The 20081-nt window shown below is 62.6% G+C and carries 18 protein-coding genes and 1 other RNA gene; 9 read left to right on the forward strand and 10 right to left on the reverse strand.

Features of this window, described 5'->3' with window-relative positions:
- Positions 1–9: 9 nt before the first annotated feature.
- From NKJ67_RS00490 to ffs, 8 genes are all read right to left on the reverse strand, one after another.
- Entirely contained in the window at positions 10–1653 is a 1644-nt protein-coding gene (locus NKJ67_RS00490; RefSeq protein WP_127267906.1) for an ABC transporter substrate-binding protein, read from the reverse strand.
- A gap of 261 nt (positions 1654–1914) precedes the next feature.
- On the reverse strand, positions 1915–3108 hold the full coding sequence (locus NKJ67_RS00495; RefSeq protein WP_352580328.1) for a lytic murein transglycosylase: 1194 nt from the start codon (positions 3106–3108) through the stop codon (positions 1915–1917).
- 82 nt (positions 3109–3190) lie between these two features.
- Positions 3191–3796 (reverse strand): recombination mediator RecR, encoded by a 606-nt coding sequence (gene recR, locus NKJ67_RS00500; protein ID WP_027039603.1) that lies wholly within the window; start codon positions 3794–3796, stop codon positions 3191–3193.
- 113 nt (positions 3797–3909) lie between these two features.
- Positions 3910–4842: a cell wall hydrolase gene (locus tag NKJ67_RS00505; RefSeq protein WP_352580095.1), complete on the reverse strand. Its 933-nt coding sequence runs from the start codon at positions 4840–4842 to the stop codon at positions 3910–3912.
- A gap of 135 nt (positions 4843–4977) precedes the next feature.
- A complete protein-coding gene (locus NKJ67_RS00510; RefSeq protein WP_127272517.1) occupies positions 4978–5385 on the reverse strand; it encodes a hypothetical protein in 408 nt (135 codons plus the stop codon).
- A gap of 27 nt (positions 5386–5412) precedes the next feature.
- Positions 5413–5736, reverse strand: a complete 324-nt coding sequence (locus NKJ67_RS00515; RefSeq protein WP_292701077.1) for a YbaB/EbfC family nucleoid-associated protein — start codon at positions 5734–5736, stop codon at positions 5413–5415.
- A gap of 30 nt (positions 5737–5766) precedes the next feature.
- A complete protein-coding gene (locus NKJ67_RS00520) occupies positions 5767–7578 on the reverse strand; it encodes a DNA polymerase III subunit gamma/tau (protein ID WP_352580097.1) in 1812 nt (603 codons plus the stop codon).
- Between the two features lie 105 nt (positions 7579–7683).
- Positions 7684–7780, reverse strand: an RNA gene (ffs, locus tag NKJ67_RS00525) — signal recognition particle sRNA small type.
- Between the two features lie 169 nt (positions 7781–7949).
- On the opposite strand from ffs, the gene NKJ67_RS00530 reads away from it, so the two are divergent.
- From NKJ67_RS00530 to NKJ67_RS00540, 3 genes are read left to right on the forward strand one after another with little or no spacing between them, the layout of a single operon-like run.
- Positions 7950–8369 carry an HIT domain-containing protein gene (locus NKJ67_RS00530; RefSeq protein WP_127256953.1) on the forward strand — a complete coding sequence of 140 codons (420 nt, stop codon included), beginning with the start codon at positions 7950–7952 and terminating at the stop codon, positions 8367–8369.
- Positions 8370–8410: 41 nt separating this feature from the next.
- Positions 8411–9355, forward strand: coding sequence for an NAD(+) diphosphatase (gene nudC, locus NKJ67_RS00535; protein ID WP_352580098.1), 945 nt, complete (start codon positions 8411–8413; stop codon positions 9353–9355).
- Between the two features lie 37 nt (positions 9356–9392).
- Positions 9393–9698 carry a Dabb family protein gene (locus NKJ67_RS00540; protein ID WP_127268465.1) on the forward strand — a complete coding sequence of 102 codons (306 nt, stop codon included), beginning with the start codon at positions 9393–9395 and terminating at the stop codon, positions 9696–9698.
- Between the two features lie 77 nt (positions 9699–9775).
- Here NKJ67_RS00540 and NKJ67_RS00545 read toward each other — a convergent pair whose 3' ends face one another.
- Positions 9776–10639 (reverse strand): prephenate dehydratase, encoded by an 864-nt coding sequence (locus NKJ67_RS00545; RefSeq protein WP_292336135.1) that lies wholly within the window; start codon positions 10637–10639, stop codon positions 9776–9778.
- A 9-nt stretch (positions 10640–10648) separates the two neighbouring features.
- Complete coding sequence (locus NKJ67_RS00550; protein WP_352580099.1) at positions 10649–11377, reverse strand: 3-deoxy-manno-octulosonate cytidylyltransferase; 729 nt, start codon at positions 11375–11377, stop codon at positions 10649–10651.
- Positions 11378–11570: 193 nt separating this feature from the next.
- On the opposite strand from NKJ67_RS00550, the gene NKJ67_RS00555 reads away from it, so the two are divergent.
- The 6 genes from NKJ67_RS00555 to NKJ67_RS00580 all read left to right on the forward strand — a co-directional run bounded on the left by NKJ67_RS00555 (position 11571) and on the right by NKJ67_RS00580 (position 20053).
- Entirely contained in the window at positions 11571–12251 is a 681-nt protein-coding gene (locus NKJ67_RS00555; protein WP_352580100.1) for a c-type cytochrome, read from the forward strand.
- Positions 12252–12406: 155 nt separating this feature from the next.
- A complete protein-coding gene (locus NKJ67_RS00560; RefSeq protein WP_352580101.1) occupies positions 12407–14284 on the forward strand; it encodes an extracellular solute-binding protein in 1878 nt (625 codons plus the stop codon).
- Entirely contained in the window at positions 14284–16152 is a 1869-nt protein-coding gene (locus tag NKJ67_RS00565; protein WP_352580102.1) for an extracellular solute-binding protein, read from the forward strand. The genes NKJ67_RS00560 and NKJ67_RS00565 overlap by 1 nt, the downstream gene beginning before the upstream one ends.
- Before the next feature lie 30 nt (positions 16153–16182).
- Positions 16183–17280, forward strand: a complete 1098-nt coding sequence (locus tag NKJ67_RS00570) for a microcin C ABC transporter permease YejB (protein WP_127321004.1) — start codon at positions 16183–16185, stop codon at positions 17278–17280.
- Positions 17280–18425: an ABC transporter permease gene (locus tag NKJ67_RS00575; protein WP_352580103.1), complete on the forward strand. Its 1146-nt coding sequence runs from the start codon at positions 17280–17282 to the stop codon at positions 18423–18425. The genes NKJ67_RS00570 and NKJ67_RS00575 overlap by 1 nt, the downstream gene beginning before the upstream one ends.
- A complete protein-coding gene (locus NKJ67_RS00580; RefSeq protein ID WP_352580104.1) occupies positions 18422–20053 on the forward strand; it encodes an ABC transporter ATP-binding protein in 1632 nt (543 codons plus the stop codon). Before NKJ67_RS00575 ends, NKJ67_RS00580 begins: the two co-directional genes overlap by 4 nt.
- The last annotated feature ends 28 nt before the right edge of the window (positions 20054–20081 follow it).

The following is a 20081-nucleotide window of genomic DNA, read 5'->3' on the forward strand; positions in this document are numbered from 1 at the left end:
CCGCGAGCATTATTCCTTGGACACCGGTCCGACGAAATTGCTGTCGAAGCTCGGGCCGAGCGCAAAGCCCTTGAGGTTCTTGCGCAGGCCGGCCACTTCCAGCTGCTGGTGGATGACGACGAAGGGGCTGGTGTCCAGGATCTTCTTCTGCAGATCCTTGTACATGTCAGCGCGTTTACCGGCGTCCTTCTCGAGCAGTGCTGCTTCCGTCTCCTTGGTCAGGTCCGGAATGTCCCAGGCGTTGCGCCAGGCCAGCGTCTTGGACTTGCCCGCATCCGAATTGTCCGGGTTCGAGGCAAAGGTCTGGGCGTTGGAATTCGGGTCGAAATAATCCTGGCCCCACTGGCCGATATAGATGTCGTGGTTGCGGGCGCGATATTTGGTCAGCGTCTGCTTGCCGTCGCCCGGGATGATCTCGAGCTTGATGCCGGCCTGGCCAAGCGTCTGCTGGATCGATTCCGCCATGCCGGTCGTCGGCTGGCCGGTGCGTACGTCCATGGTTACGCTGAAGCCGTCGGGCAGGCCGGCCTTGGCCAGCAATTCCTTGGCCTTGGCGACATCGAGCTTGAACGGATTCTCATCCAATTCGCCGAGCACACCCTTGGGCAGGAAGGTCTGGTGGATTTCGCCGATGCCCTTGAGGATGGTGGAACTCAAGGCATCATAGTCGACCAGATATTTGAAGGCCTGGCGGACCTCCGGCTTGGCAAGGTTCGGGTTCTTCTGGTTGAGGCTGATGTAGTAGACGGTGCCCTTCGGCGCGCTGGTGGTCGTGAGATCGGCGTTCTTGGCGATGGCGTCGAGATCGTTCGGCTCGAGATTGCGGGCAACGTCGATGTCGCCGGCTTCGAGCGCCAGGCGCTGGCCCGAGCTTTCCTTCATGTTGCGATAGATGACGCGGGCAAGCTTGGCCTTTTCGCCATGGTAATTGTCGTTGCGCTCGAGAACGACTGCCTCATTGGCGCGCCATTCGCGCAGCTTGAAGACGCCGGAGCCGGCATAGCCGGTCTTCAGCCAGGCATTGCCGAAATCATTGTCCCATTTGTAGTCAGCGCTCGGCGTGACCGCCGCGACATGTTCCTTGACCAGCTTGGCGTCGACCACCGAAGCGACCGTTGCCGACAGGCAGTTCAGGACGAAGCTCGGGGCATAAGCCTTGTCGACGGTGAACTGGAAAGTGGTCTCGTCGACCGCCTTGGCCTTCTCGGCGACGTTGTCGCCGCTGATGCCGAATTGGCCGATGATGAAGGCCGGGCTCTTGTCGAGCTTGACGGCGCGTTCGAACGACCAGGCGACGTCGGCCGCGGTGATCGGGTTGCCGGAAGCGAATTTCAGGCCGGGCTTGAGTTTGAACGTGTAGGTCAGGCCGTCATCGGAGACGGTCCAGCTTTCGGCGAGGTCGCCCTTGACCTTGGAGGTGTCGCTGAGGTCGAGACGGACAAGCAGATCATAGGTGTTGCCGGTGACCTCGGCGGTCGACAGCTCGAACGCCTCGCCCGGATCCATGGAGATGATGTCGTCGATCGCGAAACCTTCGACCAGCGTGTCGGCGGGCGTGACCGCACCGGCGGGCGCGCCGGCCAGAAGCAGCGCGGACATGGCTGCACCCGCCAGCAGGAAGCGAGAGCGTAGAGCAAACTTTTCCATCATCATCGTGATCGTTCCCTGTTTTGTTGTTTGTTGACCTGAGTTCCCGGCTCAGGGTTGTGGAATTCTTTTCGGGCCTTGAGACGGCCTCACTGACCTCTTACCGTTGCGGTTTTTGTCCAGTTGGTCAACACCATATCCGGCGGCCTCGTGGCGGGCAACGAGCATTTATACGACGGCTCAATGGGCCAGAGAGGCCGGTGGATGTCGACGCATAAGCCAGCCAATAGAGGCTGCCGATCGGGGAAAATCTGGCGAATGTCGCGGCTACTTCAGCGCCGCGACCAAGCCGGCGTCAGGGAAGCAGGTGGCGGCGCGCCCGTTCTTGGCTTGCCAAGTGCCTATCGAACGGCGGGTCTTGAAGCCGGGCAGGCCATCGGCGCTGCCGACATCATAGCCCTGGGCTTCCAGCGCGCGTTGCAGAGCGGCGATATCCGAACGGTGGAGCCCGCCAACCGCGCCCCAGCTGCCGGCGAAATTGCCATCGCCATGGGCGATGCGGTCGGCGCCGTGGCCGATGAACAGCGCGTAGAGGTCGCTGGTGTTGTATTGCTTCAGCACGTAGAAATTGGGTGTGGCGATAAAGGCCGGGCCGCTGCGCCCTGCCGGCATCAGCAGGAAGCCTTCGGCCTTCAGCTCACTTGCTGGAAACGGTTTGCCGCCGACGCGCTTGATGCCCATATCAGCCCATTGCGAGATTTTCTTGCCCTGGTCCGGGCCTTCCAGCGAACAGGAAACGCTTTCCGGCACCGTCACCTCGAAACCCCAGCCGCGGCCCTTTACCCAACCGTAATGGACGAGATAATTGGCGATCGAGGCCAGCACGTCCGGCGTCGAGTTCCAGATGTCGGCGCGGCCATCGCCGTCGAAATCGACGGCATGTTTCAGGAACGAGGTCGGCATGAATTGCGGCTGGCCGAGCGCGCCGGCCCAGGACGATTTCATCGCGCCGACCGGAGCAAGACCGCGCTCGACGATCTCGAGTGCCGCAAGCAGTTCGGTGCGGAAGAAGTCCTTCCTGGTCGACATGAACGCTTTGGTGCCCAGCACTTCGAAGGCGTCGTAAGGCACCTTCGCCGCGCCGAATCCGGTTTCGCGGCCCCAGATCGCCAGCAGCACTTCGCCCGGCACGCCGTAGCGCTTTTCGATTGATGCAAGTGTCCTGGCATTGGTGGCTTCGCGCGCACGCCCGCCCGCCGTCACCGCGCGAACCGTCTTCTCGGCGAAATAGGCGCCGGGTGAGCCGAATTCGGCCTGATGCTGCTTCCGCGGCGTGGTCGCCTTATCGCCCGGCTTGACCAGGTCCGGCAGCTTCAGATTGGGCTTGATGCCGTCAAAGGCGGCATCGAAGGTGGTTTTGGAAATGCCTTTCGCCCTTGCTTGCGGCCAAAGGTCGTTCTGCAGCCAGGCGCGGAACTGGTCGTCGATCGGTGCGGCCGAGGCGGGAGTGACCGAAACCATCGCCGCAAAGACAAGGCAGAGAAAGACGAAAGCTGATTTCACAAAAGCAGGAATCATTTGCTTCTCCTGCCCGCCAATTGCGTCAAAACGCCGTCCGCGAGCGCAGCGCCGCGGCCAGCGTGCCCTCGTCGAGATAGTCGAGTTCGCCGCCGACCGGCACGCCATGCGCGAGCCGTGTCACCTTGATGTCGAAGCCGGACAGCTGATCGGTGAGGTAATGCGCGGTCGTCTGGCCCTCCACCGTCGCATTGACGGCGAGGATGATCTCCTTGACCTCGCCACCGGCGACGCGGTCGACCAGCGAGCGCATGTTGAGCTGGTCGGGGCCGATGCCGTCGAGCGGCGACAGCGTGCCGCCGAGCACGTGGTAGCGCACATTCATCGCCGCCGCGCGCTCCAGCGCCCACAGGTCGGAGACGTCCTCGACGACGATGATGGTGCCGGCGTCACGGCGCGGATCGGTGCAGATCATGCAAGGGTCCGATGTGTCGACATTGCCGCAGGTCGAGCAGATGCGCACCTTGTCGGCCGCTTCGGCCATGGCGGCAGCCAGCGGCGACAAAAGCTGCTCCTTCTTCTTGATCAGATGAAGGGCCGCACGCCTGGCCGACCGGGGACCCAGCCCCGGCACCTTGGCCAGGAGCTGGATCAGACGTTCGATCTCGGGACCGGCGATTCGCTTCGACATCGCTCTGATCTAGGATTTTTCAGAGCGCTTTGGAACATCCGCATACGCATGACCGCCATATTGGCCTTGGCGGACCAAAATGGGCAGGGCCCATGGGGACCATGGAGAGCAGATCAGTTGGTTTCGAGCGGCCGGCCCTGGCTGACGATCATCGCGCCGACAGCGTCGGTGTTCTCAGGCGTCGACTGGAACCCCATAGACGCCTCTTGCGGCGCTTCCTCGACCGAGGAGATGACCCTTGTCCTTGTGTTCAAGGTTCCGCCAAAACGGGCGGCATCCGGTTCCTCCATCGGCTCCTGCATCGCCACCACCGTCGGCTCCGCCGAGACACGCGCGGATTTCGCGGTCGGCACGGCGGCCGCGGTCATATAGGTCTGCTGGGCAGGGACGGACCGGACGGTCGCCGGCTTGGCCGGACGCACCGGCTCGGCGGACGCGACCATCGTCACCGGCTCCGCTGGCTTCTGCGGCGCCGCCGAGGCAATGGCGACCTGCGGCTCGTCCGGCAGCGGCTGCCAGTTGCGGCCGCGCTTCTCGTAGAAGGCATTGCCGCCGGCAACCATGGTGTAGTGCATGTTCTTGTAGGGGAAGCGTAAGCCGGCGGTGTGGAAGAACATGGTGTTCTTGAGCTTGGCCTTGCGCTCACCCTTGAGCACCGCCTCGGCAGCCTCTTCGACATCGGGCATTGCGCGTGAATTCATCGGCCTTGTCATGACGCCGGGGGCGAACTGCCCGCGCTCGCCCACCACCTGGCAGATGGTGCTGCCGTGCTTGCCGGAGCGCAGCCGGTTCATCACCACAGTGCCGACCGCTATCATGCCATCGCGGCTCGAGCGGTTGGATTCAAAGAACATCGCCCGTTCCAGGCATTCCTTGTCCTTCGGCGTGTGGCTGTAGGCCCGGGAGTTCAGGAAACCCGGCGTGATGGCGTCGGTCAGGCTGGCGACGGACATGCCGTGTGACGTGGTCTGGCTGCAGGCAGCCAAAAACAGGGGTGAAATGACGGCGCAGAGCAACAGCGGCGTCTTCCATCGCGTGGCAATCAACAGGTAACCCTCTCACTTCCATGCCCGCCCCCAGGCTGCGGCAAGAATGAGACACTTTCGGGCAAAATGATGGCCAAAACGTTATTGATGAGGCTCTGTTGCCAAATTGGTACAGTTGCATGACCTAAAAGTGAATTAGTGCCCCACTGTGATGGCCGCCGGCTGGCCGGGCTCAAGCTCCTCGACCTTCTCCGAAAACAAGCCGCGCCGGAGGAACAGCGTCCGCGCCTCCCTGGCCGTCGGCGCGATCTTTCCCGGCCAGTCGCTGTCTATGAACTCAGCCTTGGTGAAGTCCGGATTTGTCTCGCTCGCTGCCTCCAGGAATTCGGCGATCTCCAGCACGATCGCGCGCTCGTCCTTTGAAAGCGCCGATGTGCCGGCTTCGATCGACGGGCGATGGACGAAATCCTCGAACAGGTAGAAATAACCCTTGATGCCGACGAGATCGACGCCGTCGTCACAATCGGCCAGGATTTCCAGGATCTCGTAGATCCTGTTGCGGATACGCTGCTCGATCAGTCTTTCGGAGGGCTCTTCGGTCATGGCGATCATGGGCGCGCGCGCCGAATGCTAGAAGGGCAGTTTCATTCCCGGCGGGATCGGCAGACCTGCGGTCAGCGCCTTGGTCTTTTCCTGCATGATCTGCTCGACCTTGGTCTTGGCGTCGTTGTGAGCGGCCAGCACCAGGTCTTCCAGAATCTCGACATCGTCTTCCCTGAACAGAGACGGATCGATCTTCAGCGACTTCATCTCGAATTTTCCGGTCAGCGTCACATTGACCAGGCCGCCGCCGGCCTGGCCGGACGCTTCCAGCGTGGCGATCTCGTCCTGCATGGCCTGGAACTTGGCCTGCATTTCCTTCGCCTTGCCCATCAGGCCGAGAAGATCTTTCATGGTCGGGTCCTTTGCGGATTCGTGACTGGATCAGGTTTCATCGTCGTCAGCCGGCGGCTCTACCGGCACTTCAGCCTCTGTCGTTTCGGCTTCCGGCGCGTCTGGAATGCGCACGTCGATGATCTTGGCACCGGGAAAGCGCGCCAGGATGGCGGCCACGGTGGGATCGCTCTTGGCATCGAGAAATGCCGTCTCGCGCTTGGCCGATTCCATTTCGGCGAGCGTCTGGCCGCCCTCTTCCTTCGACAGGGAGACCAGCCAGCTGCGGCCGGTCCAGGCGCGAAGCTTCGTCGTCAGGTCGTTGAGCAGCATCTTGGGCGCATCGCTGGTCAGGCCGACGTCGATGCGGCCGGGCTCGATACGCACAAACCGGATGCAGCTCTTGACCAGCACCTTGAAGGCGATGTCGCGCTGCGCATCGGCGAGCGCAATGATGTCGGCCAGCGATTTCAGCGGCGCCGATTCCATGGCCGGCTCCGGCGGAGCGACGTAGGCAACGGCAGCAGGCGAGGCTTCGACCAGCCGCATGCTCTGTGCCCCGCCGGATCCGGATGGCATGCGCGTCTGCGCCACCGCGCCGGCACCACCGCCATTGCCGGAACTTGCCGGCGTCCCATTCGGGCGCGGCGCGCCATTCTGCATAGGCGCAGCGCCCTCGAGCGATCTCAGCGCCTCGTCCAGCGTCGGCAGATCGGCGGCATGCGCCAGCCGGATCAGCACCATTTCGGCGGCACTGACCGGCCGGTTGGAGGACTGCACCTCGGGAATGCCCTTGAGCAGCATCTGCCATGTCCGCGACAGCACCCTGACCGACAACGTCCTGGCGAAATCGGCGCCGCGCTGCCGCTCGTCCTCCGACAGCGAGGCATCCTCGATGGCCGTCGGCACGAAACGCAGCCGGGTGACGAGATGGTTGAATTCGGCAAGGTCGGTCAGCACGGCGGCTGGATCGGCGCCGGTGTCATACTGCGCACGGAATTCGCCAAGGGCTGCCGCCACATCGCCCTTCATCACATGTTCGAACAGGTCGACGATGCGGGCGCGGTCGGCGAGCCCGAGCATCGCCCGAACCGCATCGGCGCCGACAGAGCCGGCGCCATGGGCAATCGCCTGGTCGAGGATGGAGAGCGAATCACGGGCCGAGCCCTCGGCGGCGCGCGCGATCATCGCCAGCGCGTCGTCGTCGACCGAAATGCCTTCCTGGGCCGAGATCGAGGACAGATGCGCGACCAGAGCGCCGGCGTCGATGCGCCTCAGGTCGAAGCGTTGGCAGCGCGACAGAACGGTGATCGGGACCTTGCGGATTTCGGTGGTGGCGAAGATGAATTTGACGTGCGGCGGCGGCTCTTCCAGCGTCTTCAGAAGGCCGTTGAAGGCCTGCGTCGACAGCATGTGCACTTCGTCGATGATGTAGACCTTGTAGCGGGCCGAGACCGGCGCGTAGCGCACGCGCTCGATGATATCCCTGATGTCGTCGATGCCGGTGTGCGAGGCGGCGTCCATCTCGATGACGTCGACATGGCGGCCTTCCATGATCGCCTGGCAATGTTCGCCAAGGACGGCGAGGTCGACCGAAGGCTGGTCGATGTCAGCGGTTTTATAATTCAGGGCCCGCGCGAGGATGCGCGCCGTCGTGGTCTTGCCGACGCCGCGCACGCCGGTCAGCATCCAGGCCTGGGCGATGCGGCCGGTGGCAAAGGCATTGGTGAGGGTGCGCACCATCGGCTCCTGGCCGACCAGCTCGGAAAAATTCGAAGGACGGTACTTGCGCGCCAGCACGCGATAGGCGGCGGCCTTGCCTATCTCCAGGCTTTTTGGTCCCGAATTTCCGGCTTCGCTCATACGCCCGTAAAGCTCCAAATGGCCGCGCCCGAAGGCGGCCGATTCCTGCGCATAGTCTCGCCCGCGCTGCAATGCGTCGTCAATGTCGCGAGAGGGGCCGATGAGGTGGGAGGCTGGAACAATGACCCGTTCCGGGCTCGTTAGGGCTGCTTCCTTCCGGACCTGACCCGGTTGGCGAGTGGATCGTCCACCACCAACCTCCCGCTTTCCATATCGGCAATTGCGCGACGAAATGCAAGTCCGCCGAAGAAATCGTTAAATGTCGAATCGGCGCACCAGACCGTGAGGGCGCAATGATTCACTTGCAGCCCCCTTGCCGCCGCTCTAGCCTTCATGTGTTGAGCAAACCAAGAAAAGCAAGGGAAACGCCGATGCTGCCGGGCCTGGAGGCCGGATTTACGCTGGACGCACGGCTGGAGGCGGACAGCGAACAGTTGATGTGGCTTGGGCTGTGCGAATTGCGGGTGATGAACGACCGCCGCTGGCCATGGCTGCTGCTGGTGCCGCAGCGGCCCGGCGCGGAGGAAATCCATGACATGACGCCGCTCGACCAGGCGATGCTGACCTTCGAGACCAATATGGTGGCGCAGGCGCTGAAGAAGGCGACCGGCTGCACCAAGATCAACACCGGCGCGCTCGGCAACATCGTGCGCCAGCTGCACATCCATGTCATCGCGCGTTCGGAAGGTGATCCCGGCTGGCCAGGCCCTGTGTGGGGACATGGCCTGCGAGAGCCCTATCAACGTTCCGACTTGCGACGGTTTGCCGAAACGATCAAGGCGGCGCTATAAGCGTTCCCAGTGTCCATCCCTCAACATATTCCAGAGTCCCCATGAGCTTCCGCCTGTTTGACGCGCCTTTGCGCGAGCCGAGCCAGTTCGTCGGCTTCGCCGGCAACACGATCGACCGGCAGTCCGAGAACCGCGCCGACGATTCGGTCGACAAGGCGCTGGCCGATCCGGCGACGCGGCTGCTTCTGATGCATGGCGGCCGGCTCTATCTGAAGCTCGGCGATAGCGGCGCTCTCGATCCCTGGTTCGGCGCCACCGAGAGCGAGCCCTTCAAGGTTTCCCTGGCGCAAGGCATCCTGCTCGGCTTTTCCGAACGAGGACCGGTGCTGGCCGTGCCCGCCGGCGTCGAACCCGAACAGCTTCCCGAAACAGTCAAGGCCATCGACTACCGCTCGGTCTACATGCAAGGGCTGATCGACGAGGCGGCGGCTGGCGCGATGGCGCAAGGGGCGGCCCTGCTTGCCTGGCATGCGAGCCATCGCTTCTGCAGCAAATGCGGTACAGAATCGCAGATGCGGGCGGGCGGCTACAAGCGCCATTGCCCGAATTGCGGCACCGAGCATTTTCCGCGCACCGACCCGGTGGCGATCATGCTGACGGCAACGCGGGAGAAGTGCCTGCTCGGGCGCGGCCGGCATTTCGCGCCGGGCATGTACTCGGCCCTTGCCGGCTTCATCGAGCCGGGCGAGACGATCGAGGCGGCGGTGCGCCGCGAGACGCTGGAAGAGGCCGGCATCAGGCTTGGCCGCGTCGTCTACCACGCCAGCCAGCCCTGGCCGTTTCCCTATTCGCTGATGATCGGCTGCTTCGGCGAGCCGCTCAACGACGACATCCAGCCCGACCTCAACGAGCTTGAGGACTGCCGCTGGTTTTTTCGCGACGAGGTGCGCCTGATGCTGGAAAGGACGCACAAGGACAATCTGGTCACGCCGCCGAAAGGCGCCATCGCGCATCACCTGATCCGCGCCTGGGTCGATCCAGATTGATGGCAGCGAACACCGAAAGACATTGCAGGAGCAGGACATGATCCGTCACACCGTCGTTTTCACGCTGAAGCATCCGCCGCATTCGCTGGAGGAAAAGCGGTTCCTGGTCGACGCCAAGAAAATCCTCACCGCGATCAGGGGCGTCACGCATTTCGAGCAATTGCGGCAGATCAGCCCCAAGAACGACTATCGTTTCGGCTTCTCGATGGAGTTCGCCGACCAGGCTGCCTACAACAGGTACAACGACCATCCCGACCATGTCGCCTTCGTGCGCGACCGCTGGGTGCCCGAGGTCGAGACCTTCATGGAGATCGACTATGTGCCGCTGGGCGCGGTGATTTAGGGCATGGTCCCGAAAAGTGGAAACCGGTTTTCTAGGACAAACGGTTTCGTTTGTCCGGAGATCACGCCCAGTAGCGATCAGTCCGCCACCTTCCACTGCTCACGCGACTCACTGGCCGGATAGACGCCGAGAATGCGCACTTCGCGCGAGAAGAAACGAAGCTCGTCCAGCGCCAGCTTGACCAGCGGGTCGTCGGGATGGCCCTCGATGTCGGCGTAGAACAGCGTCGCCGTGAAAGCGCCCAACTGGTAGCTCTCCAGCTTGGTCATGTTGATGCCGTTGGTGGCGAAGCCGCCCATCGCCTTGTAGAGCGCGGCCGGCACGTTGCGGACGCGGAAGATGAAGGTCGTCATCATCTTGACGTCAGGCGACGGGCGCTCGGCCCATAGCTTGTTCTTGGTCAGGACGACAAAGCGGGTGACGTTAGAGTCGGTGTCCTCGACGTTTTGCTCGATGATATCGAGCCCGTAGAGCGTCGCTGCCAGCGCGGGCGACAGCGCCGCCATGGTGCGGTCCTTGACCTCGGAGACCATCTTGGCGGCGCCGGCCGTGTCGCCGGCGACGATCGCCTTCCAGCCGTTCTTGCGGATGTATTTGCGGCACTGGCCAAGCGCGTGGATATGGCTGTGCACCGTCTTGATCTCGTCGCGCCTGACGCCCGGCAACACCATCAGCTGGAAATGGATGGGCAGGAAATATTCGCCGATGATGTGCAGCTTCGATTCCGGCAAGAGATGATGGATATCGGCGACGCGCCCGGCAATGGTGTTCTCGATCGGGATCATGGCGAGGTCGGCCTTGTTGGTCTCGACCGCGTTGAAGGCATCCTCGAATGTCGGGCAGGGCAACGGCTCCATCGAAGGGAACATGTTGCGGCTGGCGGTGTCGGAATTGGCGCCCGGCTCGCCCTGGAAGGATATTCTGTTGGTCTTTTCAGGCATGCCGATATCTCAGGTTGAAAGGATCTGTCTGGCGCGTTCGAGGTCTTCCGGCGTGTCGACGCCGAGCGGCAGCGACTGGACGATCTCGGCGTCGATGCGCATGCCGGCTTCCAGCGCCCGCAACTGTTCCAGCCGCTCGCGCCGTTCGAGCGGCGACGGCTTCAGCGCGACGAAACGCTCAAGTGCTTCGCGGCGATAGGCGTAGAGGCCGACGTGATGGTAGAGCGGCCCCTCGCCCCAAGGCGCCGTTGCGCGGGTGAAATAGAGCGCCCTCAGCCTGCTGCCGGAAAGCGGCGAGCCGACGATCTTGACGACATTGGGATTGGTCTTTTCCTCGTCGCGGACGATCTCGACGCCGAGCGTGGCGATGTCCACCGCACTGTCCTCGAAAGGCCTGAGCGACGCGGCGATGATCTGGGGATCGATCGTCGGCAGGTCGCCTTGTACATTGACGATGGTTTCGACCTTGCGCCCGGGGTCGAGCGCGATCAGCGCCTCGTGGATGCGGTCGGAGCCGGATTCGTGATCCATGCGCGTCATCACGGCCTCGAAACCGTGCGCGCGCACCGCTTGCGCCACGCTTTGCGTATCGGTCGCCACCACCACCCGGCCAAGGCCGGCTTCGGCGGCACGGCGCGCGACATGGACGATCATCGGGGCACCTGCGATGTCGGCCAGCGGCTTGCCCGGCAGGCGGGTCGAAGCCATGCGGGCCGGGATCAGGATCAGCGTGGACATTTCGGGTGCAAGGCGTCTCGAAAGAGGACAGGGAAAGTGGCAAAAGGTCTCACTGGAAGCGCCCTTATAGGTGTTGCAACGCCGCAGCAAAAGACCTAGTTTCCGCCCGATTTGACCGCCCTGGCAGGACGGGTCACGATACCGACGGACGGAGTGGACGGTTCTGTCCGCCGGAAAAGGGAGCAAGGGGCGTATGGATTCCAACGAAGTCAACAAACTGCTCGCCGGATTGCTCGGAACCGTTTTCGTCGTCTTCTCGGTCGGCATTGTGTCGGACGCGCTGTTTGCCTCGCCGGCGCCGGAAAAGCCCGGTTTCGCCATCGAGGCCGCCGAGCCCGCCGAAGGCGGTCCGGCCGCGCCTGCCGCCGCTGCCAAGCCGATCGCCGAACTGCTGGCGACCGCCAATGTCGAGCAAGGTGCTGCCGTCTTCAAGAAGTGCCAAGCCTGCCATTCCGGCGAAAAGGGCGGCCCCAACAAGGTCGGCCCCGACCTGTGGGACCTCATCGACCGCCCCGTTGCCGAGCATGAAGGCTTTGCCTATTCGGCCGGCATGAAGGAATTCTCCAAGGGCGGCGCCGAGAAGTGGACGTACGACAACCTCAACCACTTCATCACCTCGCCGAAGAAACTCGTGAAGGGCACCGCGATGGGCTTCGCCGGTCTGCCCAAGGACGAGGATCGCGCCAACGTCATCGCCTATCTGCGCACGCTGTCCGACAATCCCAAGCCGCTGCCGGCGCCGGGTGCCGCCGCCGATGCAGGCGCGCCCGCCGATGCAGCCGCTCCGGCAAAGCCGGCTGAGGGTGCCGCGCCAGCCGCACCTGCCGCCCCGGCTCCGGCCGCACCGGCACCGGCACCGGCGCCTGCCCAATAGCCAGATATCATCTCGACGACCTTGAAAAAGCCGGGTTCAGCCCGGCTTTTTTGTTGGGAAAACCGCATAGGCGGCGACAAAGCCGCGCATGGCGGTTTTCACGAGCGCCAAATCATCTAGATTGCCATGAACGGGCATTGCGAAGAGGATAGTGCATGACGGTTGGCCGAACGCTTCTCAAGTCGTTGCTGGCGGCAGCCCTTCTGGCGGCGGGCTTGCAGGCTGCCCGCGCCGACGAATGGCGCACCACCTCATCGTTGATCGGCGAGTCCAAATACGGCGCCAATTTCCAGCACTACGACTACGTCAACCCGAACGCGCCCAAGGGCGGCCCGCTGAATTCGGTGGTGCCAGGTACATTCGACAGCTTCAATCCCTACGTCGTCCAGGGATCACCGGCCGCCGGCCTCGTCGGGTTTGGCGGCGGCCTGCTCTACGACACGCTGATGGAGCAGGCGACCGATGAAGGCAGCACCAGCCATCCACTGATCGCCGATGCCTACAAATATCCTGATGATTATTCCTCCGCGACCTACCGGCTCGATCCGCGCGCCAAATGGCATGACGGCCAGCCGATCACCGTCGATGACGTGATCTGGTCGTTTCATGTGCTGAAGGCCAACAGCCCGCAGTACAGCCGCTATTTTGAGAATGTCACCGATGCGGTGGCGATTTCGGATCGCGAGGTGGAGTTCCATTTCAACCAGAAGGGCAATCGCGAACTGCCCAAGATCATCGGCGACCTTGCCGTGCTGCCGAAACATTGGTGGGAAGGCACCGATGCCAACGGCAAGAAGCGGGACGTAACCAAGCCGACGCTGGAAATTCCGCTCGGTTCGGCCGCCTACAAGATCACCAGCTTCAAGCCGGGTTCGGAAATCATCTGGCAGCGTGTGCCGGACTATTGGGCGGCCAAGCTGCCGGTGAAGATCGGCCGTGAGAATTTCGACACCCGACGCTACACCTATATTCTGGACGACAACGCTGCCTGGCTCGCCTTCACCAAGGGTGGGCTGGAAGACATCAACCGCGAATACAGTTCGCGCAAATGGGCGACGGCTTACAATTTCCCGGCATTCCAAGCCGGCGATGTCATCAAGAAGGATTTCCAGACCCAGGCGCCGGAACCGATGCAGGGCTTCGTCCTCAACCAGCGACGGCCGCTGTTCCAGGACCGGCTGGTGCGTGAAGCGCTGACCATTCCGTTCGATTTCGAGAGCATGAACCGCACACTGTTCTTCGGCTTCAACACCCGCACGTCGAGCTATTTCCAGGGCACCGAACTGGCCTCGAACGGGTTGCCGCAGGGCAAGGAACTGGAAATCCTGGAAAAATACCGAGACAAGCTGCCGCCCGAACTTTTCACGCAGGAATTCAAGCTGCCGGTTTATGATTCACCGCAGGCGGAACGGAAGTACCTGAAACAGGCGGTCGATCTCTTCGCCAAGGCGGGCTGGGTGATCAAGGGCGGCAAGATGGTCAATGCCAAGACCGGCGCGCCGTTCAAGTTCGAAATCCTTGGCTGGAACGACACCGACCAGGTGATCGCCAGCCCCTACATCGCCAATCTGCGCAAGATCGGCGTCGACGCCACTTTGCGCATCATCGATCAGACGCAGTACATCAACCGCGTCAACAATTTCGATTTCGATGTCGTCACCGGGATGCTGCAGCAGTCGGATTCGCCGGGCAACGAGCAGCGCGACTTCTGGAGCTCTAAAGCTGCCGACTCGCCCGGTTCGCGCAATCTGATGGGCATCAAGGACCCGACCGTCGACGCGCTGGTCGATCGCATTATCTTCGCGACCGATCGCGACGATCTCGTCGCCGCCACCCATGCGCTCGACCGCATCCTGCTGTGGAACTTCTACGTGGTTCCCCAATATTACCGGTCGGCGGTGTGGCTGGCCTATTGGGACAAGTTCAAATTCCCCGACAAGCAGCCTGCCTATGCCGGAGCCGACATCGATTCCTGGTGGATCGACCCGGACAAGGAGAAGGCGCTGGCGGCCAAATACAAGGGTGGCAATTGATGGCGGCCCTTGACCGCCGCGACTTCCTGGCCTTGGGCAGTGCCGCGGCAGCCGCCGCCTTGTTGCCCGGCCGGGCCTTCGCCGAAATTGCGACCGGCACCAAGCTGCATGGCCTGTCGGCCTTCGGCGACCTCAAATACAAGCCCGATTTCACACATTTCGACTACGTCAATCCGGACGCCCCAAAGGGCGGCCAGATGAATTTCGCGCCGCCGAACTCGACCCTCAATCAGAGCTTCCTGACCTTCAACACCCTGAATTTCCTGGTGTTGAAGGGAGAGGCTCCGCCGCGCGCCGAACTCTGTTTCGATTCCCTGATGACAAGCGCGCTCGATGAGCCGGATGCGGCCTACGGCCTGCTCGCCGAAACCGTTACCCTGTCGCAGGACCGCAACGGTTTCCGCTTCTCCCTGCGACCCCAAGCGCGTTTCCACGACGGCTCGCCGCTGACCGCGGACGACGTTGTCTTCGCGCTGAAGCTTTATAAGGACAAGGGCCATCCGAACCTTTCCCAGGCGTTGCGGTACATGACCGACGCGGTTGCGGTCGATCCCGCCACCGTCAACCTCACTTTCAACGGCGAACAGTCAGCGCAAAACATCCTGGCGATCGTGGGGATGCCGATCGTCTCCAAGGCCTTTTATACGGCCAATGATTTCGATGCCTCGACCATGACACCGCCGCTTGGCTCGGGTCCCTACAAGATTGGACGCGTGGCGGCCGGACAGACTGTCGAATATGACCGCGTGGCCGACTATTGGGGCCGCGATCTGCCAGTGAACCGCGGCCTCTACAATTTCGACCGCATCCGCATCGACTTCTATCTTGACCGGCAGGCGGCGTTCGAAGCCTTCAAGAAAGGCGACACGCATTTTCGCGAGGAATTCACCTCGCGGGTATGGGCGACCGGATACGACTTTCCGGCGCTGAAGGACGGCAAGGTCGTCAAACGGGAATTTCCCGGTGAGAAGACGCCGGACATGCAGAGCGTCGCACTGAACCAGCGTCGTCCGCAATTCCGCGATGAGCGGGTGCGGCGGGCAATCGCCAGGTGCTTCGATTTCGAATGGATGAAGCGGGCGCTGTTTTACGGCTCCTACGAGCGTTCTCAATCGAACTTCGAACGGTCGGATTACAAGGCCGAAGGCCTGCCCTCGCCTGAGGAATTGGCCCTGCTGGAGCCGTTCCGGGCCGAATTGCCGCCAGAGGTTTTTGGTGAAGCGGTGACGCAGCCCCTTTCCGACGGTTCGGGCCATGACCGCAAGCTGCTGGGCGAGGCTTCGAGATTGCTTGCGCAGGCCGGCTGGAAGCGCGATGGCAGTTTCGTCGTCAACGACAAGGGTGAGCGGCTGCGGGTCGAAATGCTGGCGGAGGACGACGGCATCGTTCGCATCTACACCCCTTGGTCCGAGAATATGAAGGCGATCGGGATCGACGCATCGATCCGGCAAATCGATTCGGCGCAGTATGAGCAGCGGCACAGCAATTACGACTTCGATCTTGCCTTGCTGCATTGGTCGATCGGGGCGACGCCGACCGACGACAGCCTGCAGATGCTCTATGATTCCCGGATGGTGAAAATCCCGGGGCAGCGCAACTATCCGGGCACGGAAAGCAAGGCCATCGACGCCCTGATCGCGGCAGCCGGCAAGGCGAAAGACCGTATAGAACTCGTCTCGGCGCTCAGAGCGCTCGACCGGGTCTTGCGCGCGCGGCTGGACTGGATTCCAACATACTATCTGGCGAATCACCGCGTCGCCTATTGGGACATGTTCGGCTTTGTCGAACAGAAGCCCGATTTCGGCTTTCCGGTCGAGACGCTGTGGTGGTTCGATAAGGGCAAGGCGGCAAAAATTGGCAAAGGCTGAGATGTTCGCTCAAGCGGGGCAGAAGGCCTGATGGGCGCCTATATCCTGCGCCGCATCCTGTTGATGATCCCGACCCTGTTCGGCATCATGGCGATATCCTTCGCCGTCATCCAGTTCGCCCCCGGCGGTCCGGTCGAACAGGTCATCGCCCGGCTGACCAATCAGGGCGGCAGCGACCGCCTCGGCGGCGGTGGCGGCGACGCGGGTGCTGGGGGCAACCTGGATGTCGCCGGTGACGTCAGTTCGAAATATCGCGGGGCGCAGGGGCTCGATCCGGAATTCATCAAGAAGCTGGAAAAGCAGTTCGGCTTCGACAAGCCGCCGCTCGAGCGCTTCGGCATGATGCTGTGGAACTATGCCCGCTTCGATTTCGGCGACAGCTATTTCCGCGACATTTCGGTGCTCGACCTGATCCTGGAAAAAATGCCGGTGTCGATCTCGATCGGACTGTGGATCACGCTTTTATCCTACCTGATCTCGATCCCGCTCGGCATCCGCAAGGCGGTCAAGGACGGCACTCCCTTCGACGTCTGGACCAGCGGCGTCGTCATTGTCGGCTATGCCATTCCGGGCTTCCTGTTCGGCATCATGCTGATGGTGCTGTTTGCCGGCGGGTCTTTCTGGGACTGGTTTCCGCTGCGCGGCCTCACCTCGGACAATTGGGATCAATTGTCCTGGTGGGGAAAGATCGTCGACTATTTCTGGCACATGACCTTGCCGCTGACCGCGCTGGTGCTGTCGGCCTTCGCCACGACGACGCTATTGACCAAGAACTCGTTCCTCGAAGAAATCCGCAAGCAGTATGTGGTGACGGCGCGGGCCAAGGGCCTGTCGGAACGGCAGGTGCTCTACGGCCATGTCTTCCGCAACGCCATGCTGATCGTCATTGCCGGCTTCCCTGGCGCCTTCATCTCGGCCTTCTTCACCGGCTCGCTGCTGATCGAGAACATCTTCTCCCTCGATGGCCTCGGCCTGCTCGGCTTCCGGTCGGTGGTCGAGCGCGACTATCCCGTGGTGTTCGCCAATCTTTACATCTTCTCGCTGCTGGGGCTGTTCGTCGGTCTCTTGTCCGACCTGCTCTACACCTGGGTCGATCCGCGCATCGATTTCGAGCGGAGAGACGTCTGATGTCGGAGGCTACAGTCCCCGTGGACGCGGCACCCGCGCGGATAAAGCGACCGTTTCTGTCGCCGCTCAACAAGCGGCGCCTGCAGAACTTCAAAGCCAACCGGCGCGGCTACTGGTCGCTGTGGATCTTCCTCGTCCTGTTCGTGCTGTCGCTGTTTTCCGAGTTCATCGCCAATGACAAGCCGATCATCGCCTCCTACAAGGGCGAGATCCTGTTTCCGGTGCTGGTCGCCTACCCCGAGGAAAAATTCGGCGGTTTCTATGCCGTCACCGATTATCGCGACCCGGTCATCCAGGACGAGATCAACGCCAATGGCTGGATGATCTGGCCACCGGTGCGCTACTCCTATCAGACCGTCAACAACGCCATTCCGGAAGCAGCGCCGGCCAGGCCGTCTTGGCAGTATGACGCCACGAAGCGCTGCAACCAGTATCCGAAGGGTGCCGCCGACCCCGCCTGCATCGTCGGCAACTGGAATTGGCTCGGTACCGACGACCAGGCGCGCGACGTGCTGGCGCGCGTCATCTACGGCTTCCGCATTTCGGTGCTGTTCGGCCTGATCCTGACCGCCGGCTCGGCCTTGATCGGCGTCGCGGCCGGCGCCGTGCAAGGCTATTTCGGCGGCTGGACGGATCTCTTGTTCCAGCGTTTCATCGAAATCTGGTCGGCGATCCCGGTGCTCTATCTCCTGCTCATCGTCGCTGCCATCCTGCCGCCGGGCTTCTTCATCCTGCTCGGCCTGATGCTGCTGTTCTCCTGGGTGGCGCTGGTCGGTGTGGTGCGGGCCGAGTTCCTGCGCGCCCGCAATTTCGAATATGTCAACGCGGCCCGGGCGCTCGGCGTGCCCAACCGCACCATCATGTTCCGGCACCTGCTGCCCAACGCCATGGTGGCGACATTGACCTTCATGCCCTTCCTGCTCTCAGGCTCGATCTCGACGCTGACCTCGCTCGATTACCTCGGCTTTGGCCTGCCGCCCGGCTCCGCCTCGCTCGGCGAACTGCTCAAGCAGGCGCAGCGGAACCTCAATGCGCCGTGGCTCGGCATCTCCGGCTTCGTCGTCATCTCGCTAATGCTGTCGCTGCTGGTCTTCGTCGGCGAGGCGACGCGCGACGCCTTCGATCCGCGCAAGACGTTCAGATGAGCGAAGCCCCCTTGCTCAGCGTACAGGACCTCAGCGTCGCCTTCAGCCAGGGCGGCGGCCAGTCGTTGGCCGTCGACCACATCTCGTTCGACATCGCCAAGGGCGAGACGGTGGCGCTGGTCGGCGAATCCGGTTCCGGCAAATCGGTCTCGGCGCTTTCGGTGCTGAAGCTGTTGCCTTATCCAAGCGCCAGCCATCCCTCGGGAAAGATCCTGTTCCAGGGCGCCGACCTGCTGGCGATGAACGAGAAGCAGTTGCGGCAGGTGCGCGGCAACAAGATCACCATGATCTTCCAGGAGCCGATGACTTCGCTCAATCCGCTGCACACGATCGAGCAGCAGATCGTCGAGATCCTGAAGCTGCACCAGGGCATGGCCGACCGCCCGGCCAAGGAGCGCACGCTGGCCTTGCTCAACGAGGTCGGCATCCGCGATCCGCACAAGCGCCTCGATGCCTATCCACACCAGCTGTCCGGCGGCCAGCGTCAGCGCGTGATGATCGCCATGGCGCTGGCCAATGAACCCGAACTGCTGATTGCCGACGAGCCGACGACCGCGCTCGACGTCACCGTGCAGGCGCAGATCCTCGAACTGCTGGCCGGCTTGAAGAGCCGCAAGGGCATGTCGATGCTGTTCATCACCCACGATCTCGGCATCGTGCGCAAGATCGCCGACCGCGTCTGCGTCATGACCAAGGGCAAGATCGTCGAGACCGGGCCGACCAAGGAGATCTTCGCCAATCCCCAGCACGCCTACACAAGGCATCTGCTGACGGCCGAGCCGAAGGGCAAACCGCCGGCGGCCAATGCTGCGGCCAAGCCTGTGATGACCGGCAAGGACATAAAGGTCTGGTTCCCGATCAAGCAGGGTTTTTTCCGCCGCACCGTCGACAATGTGAAGGCGGTCGACGGCATCGATGTCACCGTGCGGGCAGGCCAGACGCTGGGCGTGGTCGGCGAATCCGGCTCCGGCAAGACGACGCTCGGCCTGGCGCTGGCGCGCATGATCTCCTCGACCGGAACCATCCAGTTCAACGGGCACGATATCAATCAGCTGTCCTTCAACGCCATGCGGCCGTTGCGGCGCGAATTGCAGATCGTCTTCCAGGATCCGTTCGGCTCGCTCAGCCCGCGCATGTCGATCGCCGAGATCATCGAGGAAGGCCTGAAGATCCACGAGCCGAAGCTGACGCCCGATGAGCGCGACGACAAGGTGGCCGCGGTGCTGAAGGAGGTCGGGCTCGACCCGGCGACGCGCAACCGCTACCCGCACGAGTTCTCCGGCGGCCAGCGCCAGCGTGTCGCCATCGCACGCGCCATGGTGCTCAACCCGCGCTTCGTCATGCTGGACGAGCCGACATCGGCGCTCGACATGAGCGTGCAGGCGCAGGTCGTCGACCTCCTGCGCAGCCTGCAGGCCAAGCACGACCTCGCCTATCTCTTCATCAGCCATGATTTGAAAGTCATCCGCGCGCTGGCCAACGACGTCATCGTCATGCGCAATGGCAGGATCGTCGAAGCCGGCCCCTCCCAGCAGATTTTTGAAAATCCGCAAACCGACTATACTCGGGCGCTGATCTCGGCCGCCTTCAAGATTGAGACGGCGCCGGTCGGTATTGTCAGCGAGTGATTTGCATAAAAAGGGACTAGAGAAGACC

The organism is Mesorhizobium sp. M0088 (assembly GCF_040322895.1).
Lineage (GTDB): Bacteria > Pseudomonadota > Alphaproteobacteria > Rhizobiales > Rhizobiaceae > Mesorhizobium.